Genomic DNA, 25,113 nt, shown 5'->3' on the forward strand with positions numbered 1-25,113 from the left:
CGATTCAATTTATTAATATTTATTTAGTAAATCGGCTATATTTTAAGAACTTCGCCACATGGAGCATCGACACTTTTTAATCTACAAACCTTATAAAATGCTTAGTCAGTTCATGACTAACGACAGGCATCAAAAAAACAAGAAGTTTTTAGGAGAGCTATTTGATTTCCCGACAGATAGCATGGCTGTAGGCAGACTAGATGAAACTAGTGAAGGCCTATTAATGATTACTACAGACGGCAAATTAAGCAGTCATATTAATAAACACGGTAAGGTAGAGAAAGAATACTATGCACAAGTAGATGGAGTGATTACAAAAGAGGCAATTGAAAAAATAACCTCTGGACTAGAGATAAGTATAAATGGCTCTATTTACTTAACCAAAGAATGTCAGGCAAAAATAGTAGAACAAACCCCTGATTTACCAGCAACGTTACAACGTGTACGAGACGATCGCCACGGTCCTACTTCTTGGGTTTCTGTGACTTTAAAAGAAGGAAAATTTAGACAGGTACGTAAGATGTGCGCTGCAGTAGGATTTCCTGTATTGCGACTTGCTCGTGTACGCATAGGAGCATTTACCTTAGAAAATCTTAATAAAAAAACTGTTGTGGAAATTACCGACCTATTATAGTTTTCCTAACGAGAGGATCTACTTCTTTCCATGGATTTGTAATTGATCTCCATTCAGAAGCAGTGTTTTTTAATCCATTCATAGCCATTGCAGTGGATTTTATTTCATAACTCAAATTGGGATCAAATCGCATATTACCACCACATTCCCAATAACCTATTTCAAAATTGCCTTGATAGGGCTTCAAATAAGTCCTAAACATTTCTCCTTTTGAATTTCTTATAGTAACCTCATACCAGACCTTATAACTCAAGAGAAAATAATTAGGCTCGAAGCCCACCAAAAGTGTAAAACCTACTGAAGATGATTGCTTTAATTCCTTTGCACCTACTATCTCTTTGTAATCTAAGTGTAAATCTTTGTGTACACTATAATCCTTTACAGAGTCTACAATAAAAAATTTACCTTTCCATCTTTTTTTTTCAAACCATTCATCAGGTAAGTCAGCAAATTTTTCATCATTATATTTAAACTGAGAATAAAAAAAATACTTAGTTCCCATTTTTAATGGACAGTCAGGCTTTAATAGTATTTGAGCATGTAAATTTATTCTTGTAGAATCAAAAATAAGTAGGTCGATTATTTCACCTTGTTCAGATCTTAAGGAGTAATCAAAATTATTAATAGAAAATAGGCTCTTCTCAGTTTCCATTCCATTTTGTAGCATAAATAGTTGATCTACATCAATATTATGATTTTCAGGAAATAACTGCGTAGTACTTATTCCGCACTCCATTCCTAAAGATAAAAATGGAATAAAAAATAAAATTACTACTAAAGCCTTACTCATTCTTCAAAATAATCAAAGTAGCTTTTACACCAGACGCAAGGTTCCATATGTTTTGTTGTACTACTTTACCTTTAGTATCCATCACTTTAAACTCTGCTGTGTTGGGACCAGAAGACCCTTGGTTTAAGGCTTCAATTTCTATTTTATTGAATCCATCTTTAAGAGGTATACTAACTCCTTGATAGACATTTCTTAGGTATATTTTTTCCACAAGAATCTTATCATCTTGCCATATACGCACTAGATCTCCATCTTCAAATTGGTGATCTCTACAAACAAGCCTAAGTAATTTCTCACCGGTTCTTATTTCGCCTAGAAAAGTATCACTTCTAAAACCTGCACCTACCGGAGCATCTTTTTTAAATTTTTGCTTTTGATACTTAATACCTGGATCTACAAGATCGGTCTCTTGACGCATTTTGATCTCGTTATTTTCTTTGGGTCTGGTATATGTTTTAGTCTCCTTCTTTTCTGGAAACAACATAGATCCACCTGTAGTAGTTTGTGGAACTGGTTCTATAGTACGTGGAGCTGTGTTAGGAATCTCTTGTGCAAAAGAATACCCTGTAGATAAAATAAATATGAATGCAATAACCTTTCTCATACCTGCAAGTTATCAAATTCCCTGCCTAAAATGATCACAGAGAAGTTATTTTAAGTTAAAATGTCGTGATAACTCGTTGTTTTTAAGCAAGATTTAAACAAATGAAATTTATTATTAATTATCTATTCTGGTTACGCTTTCGCGAAAGCGTAACCTAAAACAGAAAAATTATAGCTTTTAAATTTTAATCTAATCGCTTGATTTTGGCACCTATTGCACGCAGTCTGCTATCTATGTTTTGATAACCACGATCGATTTGTTCAATGTTGTGGATGGTACTTGTCCCTTTTGCACTTAAAGCGGCGATAAGTAAAGAAATACCAGCTCTAATATCTGGGCTAGTCATAGTGGTAGCCTTTAATTGAGATTCAAAATCATAACCTATTACACTTGCTCTATGTGGATCGCAAAGAATAATTTTTGCTCCCATATCGATAAGCTTATCCACAAAGAATAAACGGCTTTCAAACATTTTCTGGTGTATTAATACACTACCTCTAGCCTGTGTTGCTACAACTAGAACGATACTCAATAAATCTGGAGTAAAACCTGGCCATGGAGCGTCAGAAATGGTAAGAATAGAACCATCGATGTAATTCTGGATTTCATAACCATCATTGTGTGCAGGAATAAAAATATCATCTCCACGACGTTCTATAGTAATCCCTAGTTTTCTGAAAGTTGCTGGAATGATACCCAACTCGTCATAAGCTACATTTTTAATGGTAACCTCTGACTTAGTCATCGCAGCAAGACCTATCCAGCTACCTATTTCAATCATATCAGGTAGAATGCGGTGTGTTGTACCACCTAATTTTTCCACTCCTTCTATAATCAGCATATTAGAACCTATACCAGAGATATTTGCACCCATGCGCACTAGCATGTTACATAGTTGCTGTAAATAAGGCTCACATGCAGCGTTGTAAATAGTTGTTTTTCCTTTGGCAAGAACTGCTGCCATAACAATATTTGCTGTACCTGTAACTGATGCCTCATCTAGTAGCATATACGCTCCATGAAGCTCGTCTGCCTCTACACCATAGAAATATTCTTCTTTGTTGTATCTGAATTTTGCTCCTAGTTTAATGAAACCTTCAAAGTGTGTGTCTAGACGACGACGTCCTATTTTATCACCACCTGGACGTGGAATATATCCTTTTCCAAAACGTGCTAATAATGGACCTACTAACATGATAGAACCACGTAGTCCACGACCTTGTATTTTATACTCTTCAGACTGTAACCAGTCTAGATTTATATTATCTGCTTGAAAAGTGTAAGATTCCGGACCATTTTTAGTCACTTTTACACCTAGGTTATTCAATAAAGCAATCAGTTTATTAACGTCGATAATGTTCGGAACATTATTAATCTCTACTGGCTGGTCTGTTAGTAAAACGGCACAAAGTATTTGAAGTGCTTCATTTTTAGCTCCTTGTGGTTGTATATCACCTTTTAATTGATGTCCACCTTCTATTATAAATGTTCCCATGTATTTCTTTAATTGTAATTTTTAAAAATAACGAACTCGCCGAAGTTTTTAAAACATTATGAAGGTTATAATTCATAATTAATGAACAAGATTTTTAAGTACTTAATAGAAGTAGAAATCAAGTTCAAATAACAAAAAAAGCTTCAAATAATTATTACTAATTATTTGAAGCTTACTAACTAAGTAGTTTTTATTAACTATAAATTAAATTGCAGCCCTAATCTTATCTGTTGATTCCAGTCCAAAGGATCTAAACTCTCCTGATCGTTTAGGTTATTGAAGTATTGCAATTTTACCATCGCGTCAAATCCATCGATTTGATATGCTATGGCAGCAGACATTCTTTTTGAATCACCGGCATTAAGATCATTAAGATCTAATTGTTCATAACGAACAGAAACAATGGTATTATAATCCTTTACAAAATAATTAAGTTGTGAGAAGTATCCACCTGCAAGGACTCTACCCTCTGTTTGTGCAGGAGTAAGTCCTAAAAATAAAGGATCGTTCTCATTTTGTGGTTGTGCATTAATTTGATGAATTTCAAACTGCCCAGAAAAGCCTTTATATTGAAAAGTAAAATCCATACCATAAGTATATTTTTTACCATCCACAATCTTTAATCCATATTCACCAGCTGCGCCGTCAGGAAAAGCCTCACCATCTGGTAAATTTTTATTAGTATAACGTCCATTGAGACCTAATGAAAAAAGCGGTATCGATGAGTGTACATAATCGATTTCACGATTTTTCATAGGTGCTGGATAAGATACATCTACCCTAGCTACAAATTCTGGATTACCACTAGCATCATTATCACCTGAAAGGGAAGATTCACCTAGACCTGTATAAACACCAGCAAAAGCGTTTACACGTTTTTGCCAGAAATCTTTATAAAGTGTAACTCCTACATCTCTACGACTAAAGAAATCACCACGAACAATCTGTGCTCGTTGCCAGTACGTTGAATAAGGAAATGGAGTTATAGAACTTCTAGAATAAGGTAATTTACTGTAACCTAATTTAATATTGAACGCTTCTAATCCTTTGTAAGTAACAAAAGCATCCATCAGACCTGGGTTTTCAGCATCAATCTCACCAGTGTTATTAGAACCTATGTCTGCAAAATCTACTTGCACTTCATATTCCCAATCGTCTCTGATACGACCTTCAATAATAAGTTGTGCATCTCTTAATCTAAACCTGTTCTTATCGCGCTCTTCTTCACCAGGTTTTAAAAAACGCTGGTTGTAATAAGTAGATATTCTTGAAGAAATCTCTATGTTATGTTCACCATTAGAAATTGATATTTGTGCTTGTCCAAGACTTCCAATCAATAGAATGAAAAGTAAGTAAATTGTTTTTTTCATCTCTAATTATTTTCTGGATTGCTGAAATAGTATAAACGTTGTAATGCGTCAGACGCTACAATGAAATTTCCTTTTGCGTCAAAGGCAAGACCTTCTGCATTTAAAACAGGAATTTTCCATTTAGAAATAACACTGTAATCATTTGGATTTAGTTTAAAAACAGTACTGTCCTCATCACTCAATAACCACAAATGGTTATCGTAATAAGTCGCTGAAGAAATATCTCTAGCGATGTCGCCTAGATTAATTTCATTTACTTTTTCCAACTTCTCATTCAGTTCAAAAACATAAATCGGATCCTTTTCTACTACTAATGTAAAAACGCCTTTGGCTTTGTTATAAGTAAACCCTTCATAAGCCTTGTTTCTAGCACCATTATAAGGCACATTCACTGTTTTTTCCAATACTAAATCTGGCAGTCTGAACATTTTTATTTTACGTGAGAATTCCTCAACAACATAAACATGAGATTCATTTACATAAACAGCCTCATCATCAAGACCTTTATAATCTGCCTTACGTAAAATGGTTCCTTCTAGATCTGTTTCAAACAAATAACCATTATCACTTACCATAAAGAGGCTTTTACCATCTACACTAAAGGCTATGTCTGATGGTTCAGGAACCTGAATGCATTTTTTCTGAGTAGGCTTTAATTTTATGATCTCTTGAGCATGAACGCTAGAGAAACACAATCCTATTCCTAAGATGGCAATTATTGTTTTTTTCATAAGTTTATAATTGGGTAGTCTAATAAAATCTATAAGCTGTCTCCTTCTAGGCTTAAATTGTCAAAACGACTATTTCCGCTAGTTGCCGCTGCACTAATTGCATCAAAGGTTATTCGTACCTTAAAATTTGCATTGTTATTCACATCAGTTATAGAACTTAAATCAAATTCACGCAGTTCATAATCTTCTATAACTGTGTACGTAGTAGGACTAATACCAGTATCTATATAATTGGTTCCATCTACAGTGTAAGCTATATCAAAGGTCTGAGAACCACTTCCAGAACGTGTCACTGCAAATTTGAGAGAGAGATTTTTATATCCTGTAGATGGAAGATTCATGATAAAATCACCTGATGGATTTCTTAATCGCAATGCTCTACCATCAGCATCCATATTTCTTGCGTTGATATCGCTACCACCTACGTCATCAAAAGAAGCGCCATTGTATTCTAACACTCCATTACCTACATTAGGTGTGATTAATGTCACTAAGTCAGTATCATCATTAAAATTCCAATATTGAAACAACTCAAATTGTGAATTAGATGCCTGTGGCGTACTGTTATCCACTTCTCCTTCTACACTTAAATTATCAAAACGGCTATTACCGCTAGTTGCAGTACTACTAGTTTGATCAAAAGTAAGTTTTACCTTAAAATTAGGATTATTATCAACTCCAGCGATACCAGTAAAGTCAAATTCTCTTAATTCATAAGATTCTATAATAAGAAAATTAGAAAGAGAAAGACCAGCATCTGTATATGTTGTACCATCTGTAGTGTAAGAAATATTAAAATCTTGTGAGCCACTACCAGAACGCGTTATAGCAAATTTAACTTCAATATTTTTACGACCTGTAGTAGGTATATTCATTATAAAATCAGCAGACGGATTACGCAATCTCAATCCTTTTCCTGCATCAGCCAGATTTCTCGCGTTTAAATCGCTACCGTTTACATCATCAAAAGTAGCACCAAAATAAGATAAACTTCCATCGCCCACATTAGGCGTTATAAGTGTAATTAAATCCGTATCATCATTAAAATCCCAATAGTGAAACAATTCACTTTGTCCAGCAGCGTCAACTGTAGGAACAGCATCTAGAGTAAAATTATCAAAGCGAGAATTACCGGTAGATCCATCTGCATTGATGTTAAATTCAATTCTTATTTTAAAATTAGGATTATTATCAGCCTCTGGAATGTTTGTAAAATCAAACTGGCGTAAAACATAAGTCTCCGTAACCCCATAGCTGGTGTTTTCTAATCCAGCCTGAGTAAAAGTTGTACCGTCCGTAGTATAAAAAAACGTTTGTTGTTGAGCACCACTACCAGAACGTTTTGCAGCATAAGTAACTATTGCATCTTCATAACCGTTCGTAGGAAGATCTACTGTAAAGTTGCCAGAAGGGTTTCTTAACCTCAAAGCATCTCCTTCAATATCATTATTCCTTGCGTTCAGTAAAATAGAATCATCTACGTCATCAAATCGATCTCCTTCATAAGTCATTAACGCTCCTCCTGTAGTTTGAGTAGGTGCAATCAATGTCTCAAGACTTGATATATCATTAAAATTCCAATAATGAACCAACTCAAAAGTAGGATCTTCAGGAGCTGTTATACTATCAATTTCAAAATCCCTATCTGTCGTGCATGCAAACAGAATTGAAACAAAAGCAATTAGAGCAAGGTATTTATTCATTATAATAAATTTTGCGCAAAACTACTCTGGTATTGATGACCTAATGTTATCTCTACATTAACTTATGGTTAACTTGTAAATGATTTATAAATATGATAAAAAGTTCGCTTTCGCGAAAGAGGAATAGTATTATCTATCCTAATTTATATTTTCATTCAATCAATTATCTAAAATAGTGCTGTAAAAAATAGTCTTTTTAAAGATGGTAATTGATTAGCCTTTTTTGTCTTTTAAGTATTTCAGAAGATCTACAAAATGTTGCTCAGAGTGAATTTGCATTAAATTACAGAAAACCCATATAGCGTTCTTTTGAGTAGTATTTTCAAAACACCATTTTACTTCTAGTAGATCTTTAATTATATCTGTTAAGTCGTTAATGGCATCTCCTGTTACTAAAGAAGTATCTGGCAGGATTTTATGTGATTCTTGAACAGAATGATACCAATCAAAATCAGGGAGATTTGCCTCAACATTTTTCTTTATGATATCATAATCAAAAGATGGTTCTCCGTCAAATTCTGCTTCTAAATTCAAATATTCAGAATAAAGTCTCACCAAGAGTTGCTGGATTTCAAATTCTTTGTTGTTCGATTGAATTTTGTCATTAAGACCGAACAATGTAATTCTATTGATTATTTCTTTTAAAGTATGCTGAGTTCAACCCATAAGTGCAACGCATTTATTATTTATTTTAATCTTGATACTAAAAAAGATTTTCCTACGGCAAGATAAATAATTATGATATCGATTATAGAAGTGTATTTGTGAGAAATTAGGTAGATTTCATTTGTTTTTACTGCTATTATTTACTGAGTTTAATTATTTTAACTGTATATCCGTTAAATATCATAACCCTGTAATGTTAGCAATAACTACTCTTTCAAAGAGTCTGTCTTCAAAATATCTTCGATTGATCTTGTAAACGAACTCGCCGAAGTTTTTAAAACATTATGAAGGTTATAATTCATAATTAATGAACATGCTAGATTCTTACCTTAATATCTATTTTAAAAGCGGTTTATATCTCTTAAAATAGTATAGAATTATATTTTACATTTGTTACCAACCAAAACCAACCTTAGTGAAAACCATTACCTTATCCATTGCCTTTTTACTTACAGCTTTATTCTCAATAGCTCAAGTAGAAACGGGAATCGCACCCAACTGGCTAGAAAAAGTAACTTACAGCCCTACTCCAGATGTTAATTATGATGATTTAAATCAAGGAACCTTAACCTTAATTTACGATCATCAAGTAAACATACCTAAACAAGAGTCCTACACAAAATATGCTACTAAAATATTTGAAAATGTAGGCGTACAACAAGCATCTACCATAAATGTAAGTTATGACCCTAAGTATCAAACCTTAAAATTCCATTCTATAAAAGTCCTTAGAGATGGAGAAGTTATCGATAAATTAAAGCCAGATAATTTTCAATTAATGCGCCGTGAATCTGATGCAGAAAATTATATGTACGACGGTACAATGTCTGCCGTTATGAATATTTCTGACGTTAGGTCAGATGATATAGTGGAATACAGTTATACTATTAAAGGTTTTAACCCTATTCATAAAAACAAATTTTCTGACTCTTATTACCTCAATAGTTATGAACCTATAGGTAAAATGTCTATCACATTACTATCAGAAAATGAGTTACATATTAAAGGTATCAACAACCCTAGTGAGCCACAAATCACTACTGTTAATGGTTTAAAAAAATACCACTGGAATAATGAGAACACAAAAACAGTTACTTATGAAGATTACAGTCCTAACTGGAAAATAGATTACCAACTAGTAATTGTTAGTGATTATGATTCATGGAAAGACGTGGTAAAATGGGGAATCGATACTTTTACCTTAAAAGAAAAACCAAATAAAGAATTATTAAAAACAATTAATAACATCAAACAAGAAAATTCTACTGATGGAGAGAAAATAGCTGCTACTTTAAATTTTGTTCAAGATGATATCAGGTATCTAGGTCTTGAAGACGGTATAGGAGCCTATAAACCTTTTATGCCTAATCAGGTCATTGAGCAGCGCTTTGGTGACTGTAAAGATAAAAGTTTACTCATGTCTTCTATGCTCAATGAAATGGGAATAGAAGCCTACCCTATGTTAGTTAGTAGTTTTTTAAAGCAATCTATCACAGAGTTTCTTCCATCACCTATTTTCTTTGATCACTGTGTAGTAAAAGTTATTGATGCTGCAGGAACAGATTTATATTATGACCCTACCATAAGCAATCAAGGTGGTGTTTATGATAAAACACATTTCCCAGATTACCAGTATGGACTGGTTATTAAACCAGAAAACACAGACTTAGATCAAATTACGAGTCATTCTAAGAACACAGTAGAGGTTTATGATGTCTATGAACTAGAAGAAACTGGCAAAGGAGCTACTTTAAAAATTAAAACTGTCTTCTATGACTATGAGGCAGATGCTATGCGAGGATACTTTAAAAACAATAGTATCAATACGATAACCAAAGAATATAAAAACTATTATTCTAACTATTATTACAATATTGAGTCTACTAAAAAACCAGAGTTTAAAGACGATTTAGAGCTCAATAAATTTGAAGTAACCGAAGAATACAAGATCGATAGTCTATGGAGACCTATGCCAGAAAAAGATGGCTACATCATGGCACATTTTACACCTTCTAGCATAGAAGGTATTTTATATACTCCTAATAAGGAAGAGCGCAATGATCCTTTAGATTTATATTACCCATCAACTAAGCAACATAAAATCAAAGTGATATTAGGCTCTAGATGGGATGTGAATAACGAGCAAGAAGAATTTAACTGTACTGCTTTTGACTATAAATGGGATGTAAAATATAACAAGCGTAAAAACGAAATAGACCTTACCTACTTATTGAAGTACAAAAAAGACCATATCAACCCATCTGAATTTAAGGAATATTCAAAACAAGTAAATAAAGTAAATGAAACCCTAGGTTACCAGATATACATCCCTTCTAGCATGGCTGTAGGAAATAGTTTCATTAATAAAGCTAGTAAATCTTCTAATACAGTAGAGACTTTTATGATCATGCTTTTAGTTCTATTTGTAATCATTGTTATCATCTTATTAATAGTCTGGTACAGTCAGCGTAATAAGAAACATATCGACCCTTTTTATTAATATTAACCCTTTACATTTTTCGACTATTCATTCTGTATAAATAATAAATAGAAAAATATCTGATTAAGTACAAACTTAAAAAGGCTGAAAACTATACCGTATAGTTTTCAGCCTTTTTATATATCAACTATTTAAAGTTCGTAGTAATTAAATTCCTTAATACTGCTCCTCATCATTAGGAAAATCTACAGCCTTAACATCCTTAACGTAATTAGCAACAGCATTACCCATCTCTTCATAAAGATTTAAATAGCGTCGTAAAAAACGTGGGTTAAACTCATGTGTCATACCGAACATGTCGTGAGATACAAGAACCTGTCCATCTACACCAGCGCCTGCCCCTATACCTATTACAGGAATAGTAAGCTGCTCTGCAACCTTTTGTGCAAGTGCAGCAGGTACTTTTTCTAGTACTAGAGCAAAACAACCCCATCTTTCTAACGCTAGCGCGTCTTGTACTAGTTTTTCAGCCTCTTCAGCTTCTTTAGCTCTTACCGTATACGTACCAAATTTATAAATAGATTGTGGCGTTAGACCTAGATGTCCCATAACCGGTATACCAGCATGTAGAATACGTTTAATAGATTCTTTTACCTCGCTACCACCTTCTAACTTCACACTATGGCCACCACTCTCTTTCATAATACGTATCGCACTACGTAAAGCCTCTTTTGGGTCACTTTGATAACTACCGAATGGTAAATCTACCACAACCAGTGCACGCTCCACAGCTCTCACCACACTACTCGCATGATAAATCATCTGGTCCAGCGTTATAGGTAACGTAGTCTCATGTCCAGCCATTACATTACTCGCACTATCACCTACCAGAATAACATCTATACCAGCACTATCGATAATCTTTGCCATGGTATAGTCATAAGCCGTTAACATCGAGATCTTCTCGTTGTTTGCTTTCATTTCAGTAAGTGATTTTACAGTCACTCTTTTATATTGCTTCTTTGCAGTAGACATAAAACTTGTTTTAAGTGTAGCAAAAGTACTAATATTACAGCTCAATTAAATTGTAAGATTATGAGACATCTATTTATTATTGTTTTCGTTCTCGCTTTCGCGAAAGCTAACTCTCAACAAACTGTACCACAAGACACTACACAAGTAGAAATTAAAGAAGAAATAAAAACACCTACCGCTGTAGATGCCGTAAAAAGCTTTTTTAAGAATTTTCATGCCCGCGATACTAGCGCATTGAAAGAATCGATGCTTCTAGATATCCAACTCACGTCTATGACCATAAAAGGAGAAGAACGTAAAATAAGTACTACAGGAACCTCTCTTTTCTTAAAAAATCTAGCCGCAATACCAGACAGCATTCCATTTGAAGAGCGACTTATCGAGCTTAGTTATGACAGCGATTCTCAAATAGCGACCGTTACCGCTACCTATGAGTTCTATTATAATGAATTTCTATCCCACATAGGAACAAATAAGTTCACGCTGTTTTTTATAGACGACAAATGGGTGATCGTAGGTATTGCTGATACTCGTATTTATGGGTCGTAGATAAATTTAAACTTAAACCTAAACTTAAGTTGAAGTTGAAGCTGAAAATTACTTTGCAAACAGATTCAAGGCTTCATTCCTTAGAACATTTTGTAAAGCTCTTTTATTACTTGCAGCAATGCGCATTGCAAATGCTCAGATAGTTCAAACGTATCACAGATGCGCTCGACTTAGTAAAAATTAAAAATGTATTTATGATTGATTAATTTCAGGAGGTAATTATAAAAATATCTAAATACAGTATTTCCCTTCAGATGAAGGGAAAAAAGTTAAGTAGCTTGCTACTAACGAAAAGGGTTTGACACGTTGCTTGTTGATAATCCAAGTGCTTTAACTTCACAACCCAAACAATCTTTATTTCTTAATAAACTTCAAGGTTTCCTGACCTTGATCGCTTTTTACAACAAGAAAATAAACACCTTGATTTAATTTTGCAATAGAAATAGGTGCTTCAAAATCAGTTGTTGACTCATCATATTGAGATTGCAGCCTTCCTTGGACATCATATATCACAAGCGAATTAATCGTGAAAGAAGCATCAAGACTTATAAAGTCTTGAGATGGATTAGGAGATAGTAAGATGCTATTTTCAGAATGTTCATCCACACTTGCGGTATTTGAAATAGTTACTGTCTCTGTATTCGTGATTATAGGAAAGTTGAAGTCAAAATAGATTTCGGCTGTATTATCAAAGCTATCGCCTACTGTTAAAGAACTCAATGTTTTGATTTTAAATAAAACATAACCATCATTTGTCGCATCATTAAAATCTAAATTGATGTCGTCAAAGTGAAACTCTATTTCGTTACCGTTTGTAATACTCGCATAATACTCATGACTGGAGCTAAGCGGCACAAAACTGTCTATATCAAACTTAGAGGTATCGATGACATCTTTAACTCTTACGTTAATAGCGCTTGCCGTTCCTGTATTCTCAAAACGTATCATATAATCCAAGTACTCGCCTATCATATCTGGCCCGATCGTGTTGCCTTGTAGACAAGTTTTATCATTAGGATCGTAGCTGTTCACAAGGGTTTGATACAATTGATCCGTATTATTTAATAAATTCACGTCTGCTCCAGTAAGATAAGTCGATGCGCTGAAATTTATAACATCTCCTCCATTAAGCGGAAAAGTAGGATGCGTAGGCGGATTTAAATTGAAACTTATTTCATAGGTTAAGCTTTGTAAAGGCTGTAAAGAATAATCCCAGCTCAAACTATTTGCGGTTGAAGCGGTAACCGAAGGAACGGCTGTCAATAGATTCATTACATCGTTAGGATAAGTAAATAGAAGAGCATCTGAAACAGGTACTGTTCCTTGGTTCATTACTGTAATTTCATAACTAACATCAAATCCTGGTCTTGCTTGAAACAATGGTATAATACTTACCGCAATATCTTCCTCTATAGCTGTAGGTGTTAAACAAAAGTCTTGTGTAGCACTATTTGTAGCATTAGGAAAATTAATGGTTGCAGACGCTGGTAAAGCCGAAATACTGGAATTTAAAAACACACTGCTTACATTGAATATACCATCAGGAACGTAAAGTGTATAATCACCATTTACATCAGTAACCGCATAAAAATCAATTCCTGAAGAAGCATCTGTAGCAGTAATTAGTAAACCGGTAGCTCCAGGATCTGAAGTCGTACAGCCATTCAAATCAATGTCATAAGAAACATTTCCTGAGATAGAATTATAATTTCCAGGAACTAATAATGGACCAACAAATGTAGACGACTCACTACCGCAAATAGATCTCACATAAAATTCATATTGAACACCAGGAGTTAAACCTGATATAATCATATTGTTTGCCGCTGTGGCAATTATAACTCCGCCAGAACCTTGTGTATAGGGAGCAACACCGAATTCAACTTCCCATAATGTGGCTGATCCAGTACTCTGCCAGTTCAATTGGACAGAAGTACCTGTAAAATTTGAGTACTCAAATTGAGTTGCTGGTATACACTGAGATTGTGTAAATTGAAATCCGAACGTAATAAGAACTAAAAGGAAAAATCTAGACATGGTGGTTGTTTAATTGTTTTTAAAGATAAGAAATCATTTCACAATCAATCTATTAGAAATAAAAAAAGCGCAAATCATAAGATTTGCGCTTTTAAAATTTAATAATATCTGTTACTGATTCCCTAAAATAATAGGTAAACCACCGCTTTCGCCACCACCTACAACAACTACTTTGGAGTTAGGAGATTCAGCTAGTTTTAAAGTTGCCTCGATTCCTTTTTCTGTAAGAATCTTATCTGTTAAAGAGGCGCTTAAAATTTTGTTTGCAACCGCTTTACCTTCGGCATCAATTTTTTGTCTTTGAGCTTCTTTTGTTGCTCTAGCAAGTCTGAACTCGTATTCTAATGCTTCTTGTTCTTGTTCTAGTTTACGCTCAATAGCTGCCTTAATTTTAATTGGTAAAGTAACGTCCTTTACGAGAACTTCACTTACTATTATGTATTGAGAAGCTAGTTTATTTTGTACTTCTTCTAGAATTTCGTTTTGTATCACATCGCGCTTACTAGAGTATAATTGTTCTGGTGTGTAACGTCCTACCACACTTCTTGCAGCAGCACTTATACCTGGTATTAAGATATCGTCTTTGTAAGTACGACCCTTTTCTTGATGTAAATAAGGTAATTTTGAATACTCTGGCTTATACCATACCGTTGCATCTACCGTTACTTCTAGTCCATTTACAGATAGAACTTTCATTTGATCAGAAACAGAAAGTTGTCTTACTGGATAAATAATCATATCATTCCATGGGGCAATGATATGAAAACCTTCGCCATAAGTATTCTCTCTATCGATACCACTATTTAAAGTTTGAAACAAAACTCCTGCCTGCCCAGATTCTATTACTACCGAACTTTTAATAATGACGATAATAAGTAATACAACGCCTGCTAATGCAAACACTACTGCCTTGGGTAATTTTTCCATAATTCTATTTTTTTAAACTAATCCGTTATATTTTCTTAAAAACCATTCTAAACCGAGCAATAATAGGATAATACCTAGTAAGTACTGCCAGTCTATAAGGCTGCTCTGTTTAATCGTTGCTCTCTCGATGGTTTGTAATAAAGGGTCGTTATTTAATTTATTAATTAACTGATTAACTTGTCCTTGATACATTACGTTAGACGGACCGACTAATTTTTTCATACCAGCATCGCTAGCATTTACTTGTTGTTTTTCTATATCGTATTCTAGAATACTGAAAGAGCCCGACCTAGATAATTGATCATTTTCTACTTTTACCGTAAATGTGTAATCACCAGCATTTAAACCACTTAAATCTACCGAGTACGAGTTACCACTCAATACAAATGGTCTTGTGACACTTTCTTTAGATTCCTTATTTTTTAAAACTATATTTAAGATTCCATTATCTTCAAACTCATAGTTTTTATCTAGGTATTGAGCATTAATTTCTATCGCTTTATTTTGATAGTAAAATGTCTCATAAGTAACCTCTAGTCTATTGCGTTTTTTATTACTCGCAAGGTATTGCACCTGACTGCTCACAAGATCATCAAAGTTTTTAAAGTCTTTATTATTTAAAAAGCTTTGAGCTCTCCACCTCCATAACCCACTTGCTAGAGTCACCGCATGTTTAGTTTCTCCATTTTCATACGTAAACCATATAGGTTGTGTAGTCGCAATACTACCTATTTGCTTATAGAAAAGAACATCTATATTAGTATTAAATTTAATATCACCGAATGGTACCGCCACAGGTGGATAATCTTCAAAATTGAGTTGATCTAAATTAAATGTTGCGTAAGAATCATTGAGTATAGGTTGTGCGTCATCATACTCGTTATCTGTTTCTATTTGAAATGCTTTATTATTAGCATTGAGATAACCTAAATCTGGATCTGGTCCAGTAATTACCCAAGTATTTTTATTCAATGCAGCTTGTTGTGAGTACGCTTTCGCGAAAGCGGAACCTACACCATACATCACAACCAAATTATAATCATTAAGATCATAAGATTGAGATGTGTTTTTAATAGTCACTTTACGTTGCTGGTTAGACTCAATAGCCTTTTTTAAATTACCGATATCAGGATGCATGATATCACTTAATATCAACACATTAGTTTGTTGATCGATCACCTCTACGGCAAAGCTGCGGTAATTATTCTTAGTATTTTTTTCACTAGATAGTGTTGCAATGGCAGCAACCATAGACTGTGTACCTACTGAAGTACTGGTCAAATTAAAACTAGCAATAGCAGACCTGTGCGTAGCATCAAAGTTAAACGACTCTTTATATAAGGTCTTATTGCCTTGAGTAATGGTAAAATTGCGTGTCACATTTTCATTTCCTTGATAAGAGATAAACACCTCTACTGGGAACTCGTTATCTAGATAAGAATATCTATTAACGTTTATGTTGGTAATTTGTAAATCGGCATATTGGGTGGTATCACCGTAAATAATAGGATATAAACTAGTCTTAGCATCTAACTTAGAGTATTCATAGCTGTTACCGGTAGTCTGGTTACCATCGGTAAGTACCACTATAGCTTTATTTCTATTTTTGAATAGTTCTTGTGGTTGTGTAATAGCTTTACCTAAATCGGTATCAGCCTTATTAAATCCTAAGGAGTCTATGGGTTTTATATCTTCAGAAAATTGGAAAACCTGAATATCAAATTTAGATTGTAGATCTTCATTTTCTAGTAATAGATCGAGATCATTTTTAATGGTGCTTTTAGCTTCTAAATAATCTACAGATTTAGAATCGTCTACCATAACGATAAGTTGTGGTAATAAAGACTCATAAGTTTTTGAGTCAAATCGAGGGGCAATAAATAGCAATAGAATACAAAAAACCGTGAGAAAGCGCAATAACGCAAACCACGGTTTTTTCTTAGTATTCTTAGTCTTACTTATGTAACCGTATTGAAAAAGAGCTATTAAGGCAGCTACTACTGCAGCAATAATCATTAAAATTACGGTCATGAAATAATTCTTTTATTATGTTAGCATTCCGCCATCCACGTTAAGTGTCTGACCTGTAACGTATGCAGATAAATCACTAGCTAGAAAAACACAAGCGTTTGCAACGTCTTCTGGAGTACCACCACGTTTAAGTGGAATGGCATCTCTCCAGCTTTGTACTGTTTCTTCATTAAGAGCACCAGTCATTTCAGTTTCTATAAATCCTGGGGCTATCGAGTTACAACGTATATTACGAGAACCTAATTCTAGTGCTACAGATTTACTAAAACCTATGATACCAGCTTTACTGGCAGCATAGTTAGTCTGTCCAGCATTACCTTTAACACCTACTACACTACTCATGTTAATAATGCTACCTTTACGTTGCTTTAACATGGTACGTTGTACAGCTTTAGTCATGTTAAAAACAGACTTAAGATTTACTTCTATCACTTTATCAAAGTCGTCTTCACTAATTCTCATTAATAAATTATCCTTAGTGATACCTGCGTTATTGATAAGTACATCTATACTATCAAAATCCTTACTAACAGCATCTACTAATTCTTGAGATTGTGTAAAATCGGCAGCGTTACTTTTGTACGCTTTTGCCTTTACACCAGCCGCAGTAAGTTCTTTTTCTAATTCTAGAGCTGGACCTTCAGAACTGGCATATGTGAAAGCTATATTTGCGCCATGTTGTGCAAATACTTGTGCAATCCCTTTACCTATACCACGACTGGCACCGGTAATGATTACGTTTTTACCTTCTAATAATTTCATAAGTAGTTGGTTTAATATAAAAAGCCAAAATAATTATTATCCACGAAATGAATAATAATTATTCTGGCTCAATAAAATTTATGCTAAAACTTCAGCAACTTTTTTACCTATTTCAGCTGGAGAATCTACTACGTGGATTCCACATTCTTTCATAATAGCTTTTTTAGCTTGAGCAGTATCTTCAGAACCACCTACTATAGCACCAGCGTGTCCCATAGTACGACCTGCAGGAGCAGTTTCACCAGCGATAAAACCTATAACAGGTTTTTTGTTACCAGTTTCTTTGATCCATTTTGCAGCATCAGCTTCTAACTGTCCACCTATTTCACCTATCATAACGATAGCTTCAGTTTCTGGGTCATTCATGAAAAGCTCTACAGCTTCTTTAGTCGTAGTACCTATGATTGGGTCACCACCTATACCTATAGCAGTAGAAATACCATAACCTTGTTTTACAACCTGGTCAGATGCTTCATAAGTAAGTGTACCTGATTTAGAAACGATACCTACTTTTCCTTTTTTGAATACAAAACCTGGCATGATACCTACTTTTGCTTCACCTGGAGTAATTACACCTGGACAGTTAGGACCTACTAAACGACAATTTTTATCTTTAATATAATCTGCAGCTTTAACCATATCTGCTACTGGAATACCTTCAGTAATTGTAATAATTACTTTAATTCCTGCATCAGCAGCTTCTTTAATAGCATCAGCTGCAAAAGCTGGTGGTACAAAGATGATTGTTACATCTGCTCCTGCTTTCTCAACAGCTTCTTGTACGGTGTTAAAAACTGGTTTTCCTAAGTGTTCCTGTCCTCCTTTACCTGGAGTAACACCACCTACTACATTCGTTCCATAGTCGATCATCTGACCTGCGTGGAATGTACCTTCACTACCAGTGAAACCTTGTACTATTATTTTAGAATCTTTGTTTACTAAAACGCTCATTTATATATATTTAAGTTGAGTTTCTATTTATATTTTATTAACTAGTATGACTAGTCTGGTATACTTCTATGATTTTATTTTCTGAAAGCCTAAAGATAGAGATAAAATAGCCTACTGGTATTTCTTCTTGAGGATTTTCTAGTGTTTTTACGAACACTGTAAATCGAGCCACTACTTCGTCCTTTTCACTTAACAAATGTGACACCTCAGATCTTGTACTTACATAAGAAGAAGATACTGCTTCTGTAAGTCTTAGATAATCTTTATAATCAAATTCTCTATATCCAGAACTGGCGTGCCAGTGCATGATAAAATCTGGATGTATGAATTCGCCAAATTCTTTGGGATCTACAAAAACATCTGAATCTAAAAAGCCTTTTACTATTTTCTTAGCTGCTGCTGACATCTATTTATTTTTGATAAAGTTAGGTAACATTCTTATAGCAGCCAGCTCTCTAAACTTTACTTTAGCATTTGAAGCTGGTGAGCCGAAAAGTACATCACCTGGTTGAACATCTTTTGAGACACCACTTTGTGCCATTATCTCGCATCCTTTGCCTAATCGTATGTCACTACGTATACCTACCTGACCCCATATTTTGACTTCATCTTCTATCACCACACAACCAGAAATACCGGTCTGACTGGCTACTAGAACATGCTTACCTAATACGGTATCATGACCTATATGTACTTGGTTATCGATTTTACTTCCATAACCTATAGTAGTATCACCACTGACACCACGATCTATAGTACATAAACCACCTATTTCAACATGATCATCTATGACCACGCGTCCATTACTTAGTAGTTTATCATAACCTTCTGGTCTTCGCTTGTAATAGAAAGCATCTGCTCCTAAAACTGTTCCAGAATGTATAATAACATTATCTCCTATAATACATCTATCATTTATCGACACATTACTGTGTATGATACAGTTTTTACCTACTACAACATCGTTACCTAAAAAGGCATTAGGCTGCACAATCGTTCCTTCTCCTATAATAGGTGGATTGGATTCCGCTTTCGCGAAAGCGGAAAAAGGAGCAAAATATTGTGTTAACTTATTAAAATCTCTAAACGGATCGTCTGATATAAGTAAAGCCTTACCGTCGGGACAGTCTACCTCTTTATTAATTAATACTATGGTAGCCGCACTTTCTAGCGCCTTATCATAGTATTTAGGGTGATCCACAAAAACAATATCACCAGCTGTAACCACGTGAATTTCATTCATACCTTGAACAGGAAATGAAGCATCACCGACGTATTTACAATCGATGATTGTAGCGATTTCAGAAAGCGGATATGTTTTAGCGAACTTCACTTATTTTTTCATTCTTTCGTGATAGTTCCCTTTTTCAGTATCAATTCTAATGATGTCACCTTCGTTGATAAAAAGTGGTACCATAACCTCTGCTCCAGTTTCTACTGTTGCAGGTTTTGATGCATTAGTAGCTGTGTTACCTTTTAAACCAGGCTCTGTAGCTGTTACTTCCAACACTACATATTGAGGCATGTCTACAGATAATGGAGAATCATCTTCTGTATTGATTTGAATTTTAACAACCTCACCTTCTTTAAGTAAACCAGGTGCATCTAGTACAGATTCTTGAAGCTGTATTTGCTCATAAGTCTCTGTATTCATGAAGTGATATCCTTCTTGATCTTGATAAAGAAATTGAAAAGCTTGTGTTTCTACACGTATATCTTCAATCTTATGTCCTGCAGAAAAAGTATTATCAATAACTTTTCCTGTAGTAATAGATTTTAACTTTGTTCTTACAAATGCAGGTCCTTTTCCAGGTTTTACATGAAGAAATTCAATGATTTTAAAAATATCGTGATTATAATGAATACATAATCCTTTTCTAATGTCGCTTGTACTTGCCATATCTTATTGTTTGCTGATGTATCCTCTCATGATACCTCGCTTTGTATTTTTAATAAATTCTAATATTTCATCACGCTCTGGAGTTGCGCTCATCTCTGCCTCAATGATTTCTACACCTTGGGAGACGTTATAATTTTTTTGATATAAAATTCTGTAAATATCTTGAATTTCGCGTATTTTTTCAAGGTCAAATCCTCTTCTACGCAATCCTACAGAATTGATACCCACATAACTTAAAGGTTCACGACCTGCTTTTACAAATGGTGGTACATCTTTACGTACCAAAGAACCACCTGTTACAAAGGCATGACTACCTATCTGACAGAATTGTTGCACTGCTGCCATACCTGCTAATACAACATAGTCTCCTACAGTAATATGTCCTGCTAGAGTACTGTTGTTAGAAAATATACAGTTATCACCTACGATACAATCATGAGCAATATGGCAATATGCCATAATCCAACAATTTTTACCGATTACGGTTTTCATTCTATCTGAAGTACCTCTATTAATAGTAACACACTCTCTTATGGTTGTGTTATCACCTATTATTGTTACTGTATCTTCATCTTCAAACTTCTTATCTTGAGGAATGGCACTTATTACGGCACCAGGAAAAATACTTACATTTTTCCCAATACGTGCACCTTCCATGATGGTTACGTTTGATCCTATCCATGTACCTTCACCTATAACTACATCGTTATGAATGGTAGTAAAAGGCTCTATGACTACATTTTTGGCGATTTTAGCGCCTGGATGTACGTATGCTAGTGGTTGATTCATTATTTAACTTTTGAAATTTGTGCCATCAACTCAGCCTCGGCACAAAGAATACCATTTGCATAAGCATAAGCTTGCATGTGACATATTCCTCTTCTTATAGGGGATATTAAATCACATTTAAATATAAGTGTATCTCCAGGAGATACTTTTCTTTTAAACTTAACATTATCCATTTTCATGAAAAAAGTTAAATAATTTTCTGGATCCGGAACGGTACTTAAAACTAAAATACCACCAGTTTGCGCCATTGCTTCTACAATAAGAACACCTGGCATAACTGGTTGCCCTGGAAAGTGTCCTACGAAGAATGGCTCATTCATCGTTACATTTTTTAAACCTACAACATGACTGTCTGATAGTTCAAAAATCTTATCGATTAAAAGAAATGGTGGTCTATGTGGTAAAACCTCCATTATTTTTACAACATCCATAAGTGGCTCTTGATTAATATCCACTTGTGGCACGTTATCTTTAATATCTTTTTTAATGATTTTAGCTAACTTTTTGGCAAATTGAGTATTCACAAAATGTCCAGGTTTAGTAGCTATAACCTTTCCTCTAATTCTATAACCTGTAAGAGCAAGATCACCTATCACATCAAGTAATTTATGACGTGCCGCTTCATTAGGATGATGCAGTTCTAGGTTATCTAGAATTCCATTAGGTCTAATGGTAATGTTATCTTTATTAAATGCTTTTTTAAGGCTCTCCGTAGTTTTTTCAGAAAGTTCTTTATCAACATAAACGATAGCATTGTTAAGATCGCCACCTTTTATAAGACCATGTTCTAAAAGCATTTCTATTTCATGAAGAAAACTAAATGTTCTAGAACTAGAGATTTCTTCTTTAAAATCTGAAATTTTATTTAGAGTCGCATTTTGAGTACCTAATACTTTAGTACCAAAATCAACCATAGCTGTAATCTGGTAAGAGTCTGAAGGCATGATCATGATCTCGCTCCCAGTCTCTTCATCTTTATAAGAGATGATGTCTTTGATTACATATTCTTCTCTAAATTGCTCTTGTTCAATTTTACCTGCTTTTTCTAGAGCTTCAATAAAGAATTTTGAAGAACCATCCATAATAGGTGGTTCACTACTGTCTATCTCTATTAAACAGTTATCTATTTCTAGACCTACTAATGCCGCCAGTACATGTTCACAAGTGTTTATTTGCACACCTCTTTTATCTAGTGTAGTACCTCTTTTAGTATCTGTCACGTATGCTGCAGATGCTTCAATAATGGGACTTCCTTCTAGATCTACACGTTGAAATGCATAACCATGATTCTCTGGGGCTGCCTTAAAAACTAACGTTACTTCTTTACCTGTGTGCAATCCTACACCAGATAAGGTCACTTCATTTTTAATCGTGGTCTGCTTAAATTCTGTTACCGTCATTTATGCTATTATTTTTTTTCAAGAGTTGAAATTCTTGATTCTATTTTTCTAAAATTCTTAAATAAAACGTATGACCTATTCCAGTCACCAAAATCAAATGCTGGCGAACCTTGTACGGTCTCTCCTTCTTTTAATCTTCTGCCTATACCGCTTTGCGCCTGTATATTTACAAAGTCTTCTATAACTATGTGTCCAGCTATACCTACCTGACCACCTATTTTACAATTCTTACCTATTTTAGTAGAACCTGCTATACCGGTTTGTGCTGCGATCACTGTATTCTCACCTATCTCTACATTGTGCGCTACCTGAATTTGATTATCCAGCTTTACACCTGCTTTTATAATAGTACTTCCTAAAGTAGCTCTATCTATAGTAGTAAGAGCACCCACGTCTACGTTATCTTCTAAAACAACATTCCCTATTTGAGGTACTTTTTTAAAAGTACCATCTTTATTAGGTGCGAAACCAAAACCATCTGCGCCTATAACGCAACCTGAATTTATCACCACATTCTTACCCATTACTGTGTCAGACATAATGTTTGCACCTGCATGGATAATAGAATTATCACCTATAGTCACGTTGCTACCTATATTAACGTTAGAAAATATCTTTACATTATCACCGATTTTGACATTTACGCCTACATAGCTAAAAGCCGCAAGATACAAGCCATCACCATAAGTTACCGTTTCATCAATAAAACTAGGTTGTTCAATGCCTTGTTTATTCATTTTGGCCATTTGGTAAAACTCTAAAAGTTTTGAAAATGCATTATAGGAGTCCTCCACCCTTATCAAAGAACATGATACAGGTTGCTCTACAATAAAGTCTTTATTAACTATTACTGCACTCGCTTCTGTCGTATATAAGTAAGGTGTATACTTTGCATTTGATAAAAAGCTCAAACTACCGGTGGTACCTTCTTCTATTTTGGACAGTTTACTGACCTCTACACTTGAATCACCTTCAATAGTTCCTTCAAGGATTTCGGCTATTTGTTTAATGTTAAATTTCATTACCGCAAAAGTACTAATTTATATCAATCTTGTAGCTTAGGATAGCAACAGTAATATTTTCTTACTTCTTTAAGTAATGCTTTAAAGCTATCTTCTTTACCAGCCTTGATTAATTCTGTCAATTTTCCTTTTTTATTTAATATTTGAATAGGTTTCGCTTTCGCGTAAGCGAGATTAACAACAACACCAGAGAAAACAAAATAAGACGCTTCATGCGCAGAAAGATTGCGATAGGACATCAGGTTTTTAAGATGTTTAGCAACCTTGTTTTCTGAAATAGGCTTATTACTGAATTTAATTTTTAACAATTGTCTGTTTAAAATCATATGGCAAAGTTCACTAAGAACAAAATCTTCATGATCTTTACCCAATTTCAATGTTGCAATAATATCAGAATCATCAAGTGAAGCAAATCTTTCTAGATCATTTGTATTATTTACAAAATCTACCTGATCCGTTTTAATGAAGTATTCTAGATTTTTAGGCAGCTCTACCGGTATATTCTTTTCTATCAATTCTTTGATACGTTTAATAACAGATTGTAATAAATGCTCTGCTCCTATACCTGTCTTGTGAAGATACACCTGCCAGTACATCAATCTACGTCCTGATAAAAAGTTCTCTACACTATAAAGTCCCTTTTCTTCTACCACTAACTGGTCATTCACAACGTTTAACATGGTAATTAATCGCTGGCTATTTATATTACCCTCGGCAACACCTGTATAAAAACTATCCCTTTTGAGATAGTCTAGCCTATCCATGTCTAGCTGACTAGAAATTAATTCTAACATAAAAGGACGATGATATTCTCCCTTAAATATTTGAATAGCAAGAGTTAAACTACCGTTAAATTCATTATTCAAATGATTCATGAAATAGGACGACAATTCTTCATGAGTGACACCATTAACTATTTGATATTCTAGTGCGTGAGAAAATGGACCATGTCCTATGTCATGCAATAAAATGGCTTTATAGAGCGCGTCTTCCTCTGCATCTGATATCTCAACAGACTTAGATCTAAGTACTTGTACTGCTTTTTGCATAAGATGCATACAGCCCAGTGCATGATGAAATCTAGTATGGTGCGCACCTGGATAAACCAAGTAACTTAACCCCATTTGTGTTATCCTGCGCAAGCGCTGAAAGTAGGGATGCTCTACTATTTTAAAGATCTCTTCTGAAGGAATCGAAATAAATCCGTAAATAGGATCGTTTAATATTTTAAGTTTGTTCTGTAGTTTCAAAGGAACAGCTATTTAAACACAAATATA

At 34.4% G+C, this 25,113-nt stretch carries 23 protein-coding genes; 3 read left to right on the forward strand and 20 right to left on the reverse strand.

Features of this window, described 5'->3' with window-relative positions; all coding sequences use genetic code 11:
• Window positions 1-58: 58 nt before the first annotated feature.
• Window positions 59-634, forward strand: coding sequence for a pseudouridine synthase (locus LY01_RS05920; RefSeq protein WP_104514907.1), 576 nt, complete (start codon window positions 59-61; stop codon window positions 632-634).
• Here LY01_RS05920 and LY01_RS05925 read toward each other — a convergent pair.
• The 7 genes from LY01_RS05925 to LY01_RS05955 form a co-directional block, all read right to left on the reverse strand.
• Window positions 618-1,424, reverse strand: coding sequence for a hypothetical protein (locus LY01_RS05925; protein ID WP_104514908.1), 807 nt, complete (start codon window positions 1,422-1,424; stop codon window positions 618-620). The two genes, LY01_RS05920 and LY01_RS05925, sit on opposite strands and share 17 nt — an antisense overlap.
• Complete coding sequence (locus LY01_RS05930; protein ID WP_104514909.1) at window positions 1,417-2,028, reverse strand: hypothetical protein; 612 nt, start codon at window positions 2,026-2,028, stop codon at window positions 1,417-1,419. Before LY01_RS05930 ends, LY01_RS05925 begins: the two co-directional genes overlap by 8 nt.
• 184 nt (window positions 2,029-2,212) lie before the next feature.
• On the reverse strand, window positions 2,213-3,523 hold the full coding sequence (murA, locus tag LY01_RS05935) for a UDP-N-acetylglucosamine 1-carboxyvinyltransferase (protein ID WP_104514910.1): 1,311 nt from the start codon (window positions 3,521-3,523) through the stop codon (window positions 2,213-2,215).
• 197 nt (window positions 3,524-3,720) lie between these two features.
• A complete protein-coding gene (locus tag LY01_RS05940; protein ID WP_104514911.1) occupies window positions 3,721-4,893 on the reverse strand; it encodes a porin in 1,173 nt (390 codons plus the stop codon).
• A 2-nt stretch (window positions 4,894-4,895) separates the two neighbouring features.
• Window positions 4,896-5,624 carry an SdiA-regulated domain-containing protein gene (locus LY01_RS05945; RefSeq protein ID WP_104514912.1) on the reverse strand — a complete coding sequence of 243 codons (729 nt, stop codon included), beginning with the start codon at window positions 5,622-5,624 and terminating at the stop codon, window positions 4,896-4,898.
• 29 nt (window positions 5,625-5,653) lie between these two features.
• On the reverse strand, window positions 5,654-7,327 hold the full coding sequence (locus LY01_RS05950) for a hypothetical protein (RefSeq protein WP_104514913.1): 1,674 nt from the start codon (window positions 7,325-7,327) through the stop codon (window positions 5,654-5,656).
• A gap of 213 nt (window positions 7,328-7,540) precedes the next feature.
• Window positions 7,541-7,861: a DUF5063 domain-containing protein gene (locus tag LY01_RS05955; protein WP_245890647.1), complete on the reverse strand. Its 321-nt coding sequence runs from the start codon at window positions 7,859-7,861 to the stop codon at window positions 7,541-7,543.
• A 547-nt stretch (window positions 7,862-8,408) separates the two neighbouring features.
• Here LY01_RS05955 and LY01_RS05960 point away from each other — a divergent pair.
• Entirely contained in the window at window positions 8,409-10,493 is a 2,085-nt protein-coding gene (locus tag LY01_RS05960; protein WP_170034527.1) for a DUF3857 domain-containing transglutaminase family protein, read from the forward strand.
• Window positions 10,494-10,649: 156 nt separating this feature from the next.
• Here the strand turns inward: LY01_RS05960 and panB are convergent, their stop codons facing one another.
• Window positions 10,650-11,468, reverse strand: a complete 819-nt coding sequence (gene panB, locus LY01_RS05965) for a 3-methyl-2-oxobutanoate hydroxymethyltransferase (RefSeq protein WP_104514916.1) — start codon at window positions 11,466-11,468, stop codon at window positions 10,650-10,652.
• Window positions 11,469-11,528: 60 nt separating this feature from the next.
• On the opposite strand from panB, the gene LY01_RS05970 reads away from it, so the two are divergent.
• Window positions 11,529-12,017 carry a hypothetical protein gene (locus LY01_RS05970; RefSeq protein ID WP_104514917.1) on the forward strand — a complete coding sequence of 163 codons (489 nt, stop codon included), beginning with the start codon at window positions 11,529-11,531 and terminating at the stop codon, window positions 12,015-12,017.
• A 354-nt stretch (window positions 12,018-12,371) separates the two neighbouring features.
• Here LY01_RS05970 and LY01_RS05975 read toward each other — a convergent pair whose 3' ends face one another.
• From LY01_RS05975 to LY01_RS06030, 12 genes are all read right to left on the reverse strand, one after another.
• The gene (locus tag LY01_RS05975) at window positions 12,372-14,054 is read right to left on the reverse strand and encodes a DUF7619 domain-containing protein (RefSeq protein WP_104514918.1); all 1,683 of its coding nucleotides are present in this window, start codon (window positions 14,052-14,054) and stop codon (window positions 12,372-12,374) included.
• Window positions 14,055-14,165: 111 nt separating this feature from the next.
• Window positions 14,166-14,981, reverse strand: a complete 816-nt coding sequence (locus LY01_RS05980; RefSeq protein WP_104514919.1) for a prohibitin family protein — start codon at window positions 14,979-14,981, stop codon at window positions 14,166-14,168.
• A gap of 12 nt (window positions 14,982-14,993) precedes the next feature.
• A complete protein-coding gene (locus tag LY01_RS05985) occupies window positions 14,994-17,012 on the reverse strand; it encodes a hypothetical protein (protein WP_104514920.1) in 2,019 nt (672 codons plus the stop codon).
• 15 nt (window positions 17,013-17,027) lie between these two features.
• Entirely contained in the window at window positions 17,028-17,774 is a 747-nt protein-coding gene (fabG, locus tag LY01_RS05990; protein ID WP_104514921.1) for a 3-oxoacyl-[acyl-carrier-protein] reductase, read from the reverse strand.
• A 78-nt stretch (window positions 17,775-17,852) separates the two neighbouring features.
• The gene (sucD, locus tag LY01_RS05995) at window positions 17,853-18,725 is read right to left on the reverse strand and encodes a succinate--CoA ligase subunit alpha (protein WP_104514922.1); all 873 of its coding nucleotides are present in this window, start codon (window positions 18,723-18,725) and stop codon (window positions 17,853-17,855) included.
• Window positions 18,726-18,762: 37 nt separating this feature from the next.
• A complete protein-coding gene (locus LY01_RS06000; RefSeq protein WP_104514923.1) occupies window positions 18,763-19,131 on the reverse strand; it encodes a nuclear transport factor 2 family protein in 369 nt (122 codons plus the stop codon).
• Entirely contained in the window at window positions 19,132-20,058 is a 927-nt protein-coding gene (locus LY01_RS06005; protein WP_104514924.1) for a UDP-3-O-(3-hydroxymyristoyl)glucosamine N-acyltransferase, read from the reverse strand.
• Entirely contained in the window at window positions 20,059-20,625 is a 567-nt protein-coding gene (gene efp, locus LY01_RS06010) for an elongation factor P (RefSeq protein ID WP_104514925.1), read from the reverse strand. It lies immediately after the preceding gene.
• Between the two features lie 3 nt (window positions 20,626-20,628).
• Window positions 20,629-21,414, reverse strand: coding sequence for an acyl-ACP--UDP-N-acetylglucosamine O-acyltransferase (lpxA, locus tag LY01_RS06015; protein ID WP_104514926.1), 786 nt, complete (start codon window positions 21,412-21,414; stop codon window positions 20,629-20,631).
• Window positions 21,414-22,814 (reverse strand): bifunctional UDP-3-O-[3-hydroxymyristoyl] N-acetylglucosamine deacetylase/3-hydroxyacyl-ACP dehydratase, encoded by a 1,401-nt coding sequence (locus tag LY01_RS06020; protein ID WP_104514927.1) that lies wholly within the window; start codon window positions 22,812-22,814, stop codon window positions 21,414-21,416. The genes lpxA and LY01_RS06020 overlap by 1 nt, the downstream gene beginning before the upstream one ends.
• A gap of 8 nt (window positions 22,815-22,822) precedes the next feature.
• The gene (lpxD, locus tag LY01_RS06025) at window positions 22,823-23,836 is read right to left on the reverse strand and encodes a UDP-3-O-(3-hydroxymyristoyl)glucosamine N-acyltransferase (RefSeq protein WP_104514928.1); all 1,014 of its coding nucleotides are present in this window, start codon (window positions 23,834-23,836) and stop codon (window positions 22,823-22,825) included.
• Between the two features lie 23 nt (window positions 23,837-23,859).
• Window positions 23,860-25,086, reverse strand: a complete 1,227-nt coding sequence (locus LY01_RS06030; protein WP_104514929.1) for an HD domain-containing protein — start codon at window positions 25,084-25,086, stop codon at window positions 23,860-23,862.
• Window positions 25,087-25,113 lie beyond the last annotated feature (27 nt).

The organism is Nonlabens xylanidelens, assembly GCF_002934445.1.
Lineage (GTDB): Bacteria > Bacteroidota > Bacteroidia > Flavobacteriales > Flavobacteriaceae > Nonlabens > Nonlabens xylanidelens.

Coding starts and splice junctions, on each gene's coding strand:
- LY01_RS06000 (WP_104514923.1), bottom strand. CDS start 19,131: ATGTCAGCAGCAGCTAAGAAAATAGTAAAAGGCTTTTTAGATTCAGAT.
- LY01_RS06020 (WP_104514927.1), bottom strand. CDS start 22,814: ATGACGGTAACAGAATTTAAGCAGACCACGATTAAAAATGAAGTGACC.
- LY01_RS05940 (WP_104514911.1), bottom strand. CDS start 4,893: ATGAAAAAAACAATTTACTTACTTTTCATTCTATTGATTGGAAGTCTT.
- fabG (WP_104514921.1), bottom strand. CDS start 17,774: ATGAAATTATTAGAAGGTAAAAACGTAATCATTACCGGTGCCAGTCGT.
- LY01_RS05945 (WP_104514912.1), bottom strand. CDS start 5,624: ATGAAAAAAACAATAATTGCCATCTTAGGAATAGGATTGTGTTTCTCT.
- lpxA (WP_104514926.1), bottom strand. CDS start 21,414: ATGAATCAACCACTAGCATACGTACATCCAGGCGCTAAAATCGCCAAA.
- LY01_RS05925 (WP_104514908.1), bottom strand. CDS start 1,424: ATGAGTAAGGCTTTAGTAGTAATTTTATTTTTTATTCCATTTTTATCT.
- sucD (WP_104514922.1), bottom strand. CDS start 18,725: ATGAGCGTTTTAGTAAACAAAGATTCTAAAATAATAGTACAAGGTTTC.
- LY01_RS05950 (WP_104514913.1), bottom strand. CDS start 7,327: ATGAATAAATACCTTGCTCTAATTGCTTTTGTTTCAATTCTGTTTGCA.
- efp (WP_104514925.1), bottom strand. CDS start 20,625: ATGGCAAGTACAAGCGACATTAGAAAAGGATTATGTATTCATTATAAT.
- LY01_RS05975 (WP_104514918.1), bottom strand. CDS start 14,054: ATGTCTAGATTTTTCCTTTTAGTTCTTATTACGTTCGGATTTCAATTT.
- panB (WP_104514916.1), bottom strand. CDS start 11,468: ATGTCTACTGCAAAGAAGCAATATAAAAGAGTGACTGTAAAATCACTT.
- LY01_RS05920 (WP_104514907.1), top strand. CDS start 59: ATGGAGCATCGACACTTTTTAATCTACAAACCTTATAAAATGCTTAGT.
- LY01_RS05930 (WP_104514909.1), bottom strand. CDS start 2,028: ATGAGAAAGGTTATTGCATTCATATTTATTTTATCTACAGGGTATTCT.
- murA (WP_104514910.1), bottom strand. CDS start 3,523: ATGGGAACATTTATAATAGAAGGTGGACATCAATTAAAAGGTGATATA.
- LY01_RS05970 (WP_104514917.1), top strand. CDS start 11,529: ATGAGACATCTATTTATTATTGTTTTCGTTCTCGCTTTCGCGAAAGCT.
- lpxD (WP_104514928.1), bottom strand. CDS start 23,836: ATGAAATTTAACATTAAACAAATAGCCGAAATCCTTGAAGGAACTATT.
- LY01_RS05980 (WP_104514919.1), bottom strand. CDS start 14,981: ATGGAAAAATTACCCAAGGCAGTAGTGTTTGCATTAGCAGGCGTTGTA.
- LY01_RS05985 (WP_104514920.1), bottom strand. CDS start 17,012: ATGACCGTAATTTTAATGATTATTGCTGCAGTAGTAGCTGCCTTAATA.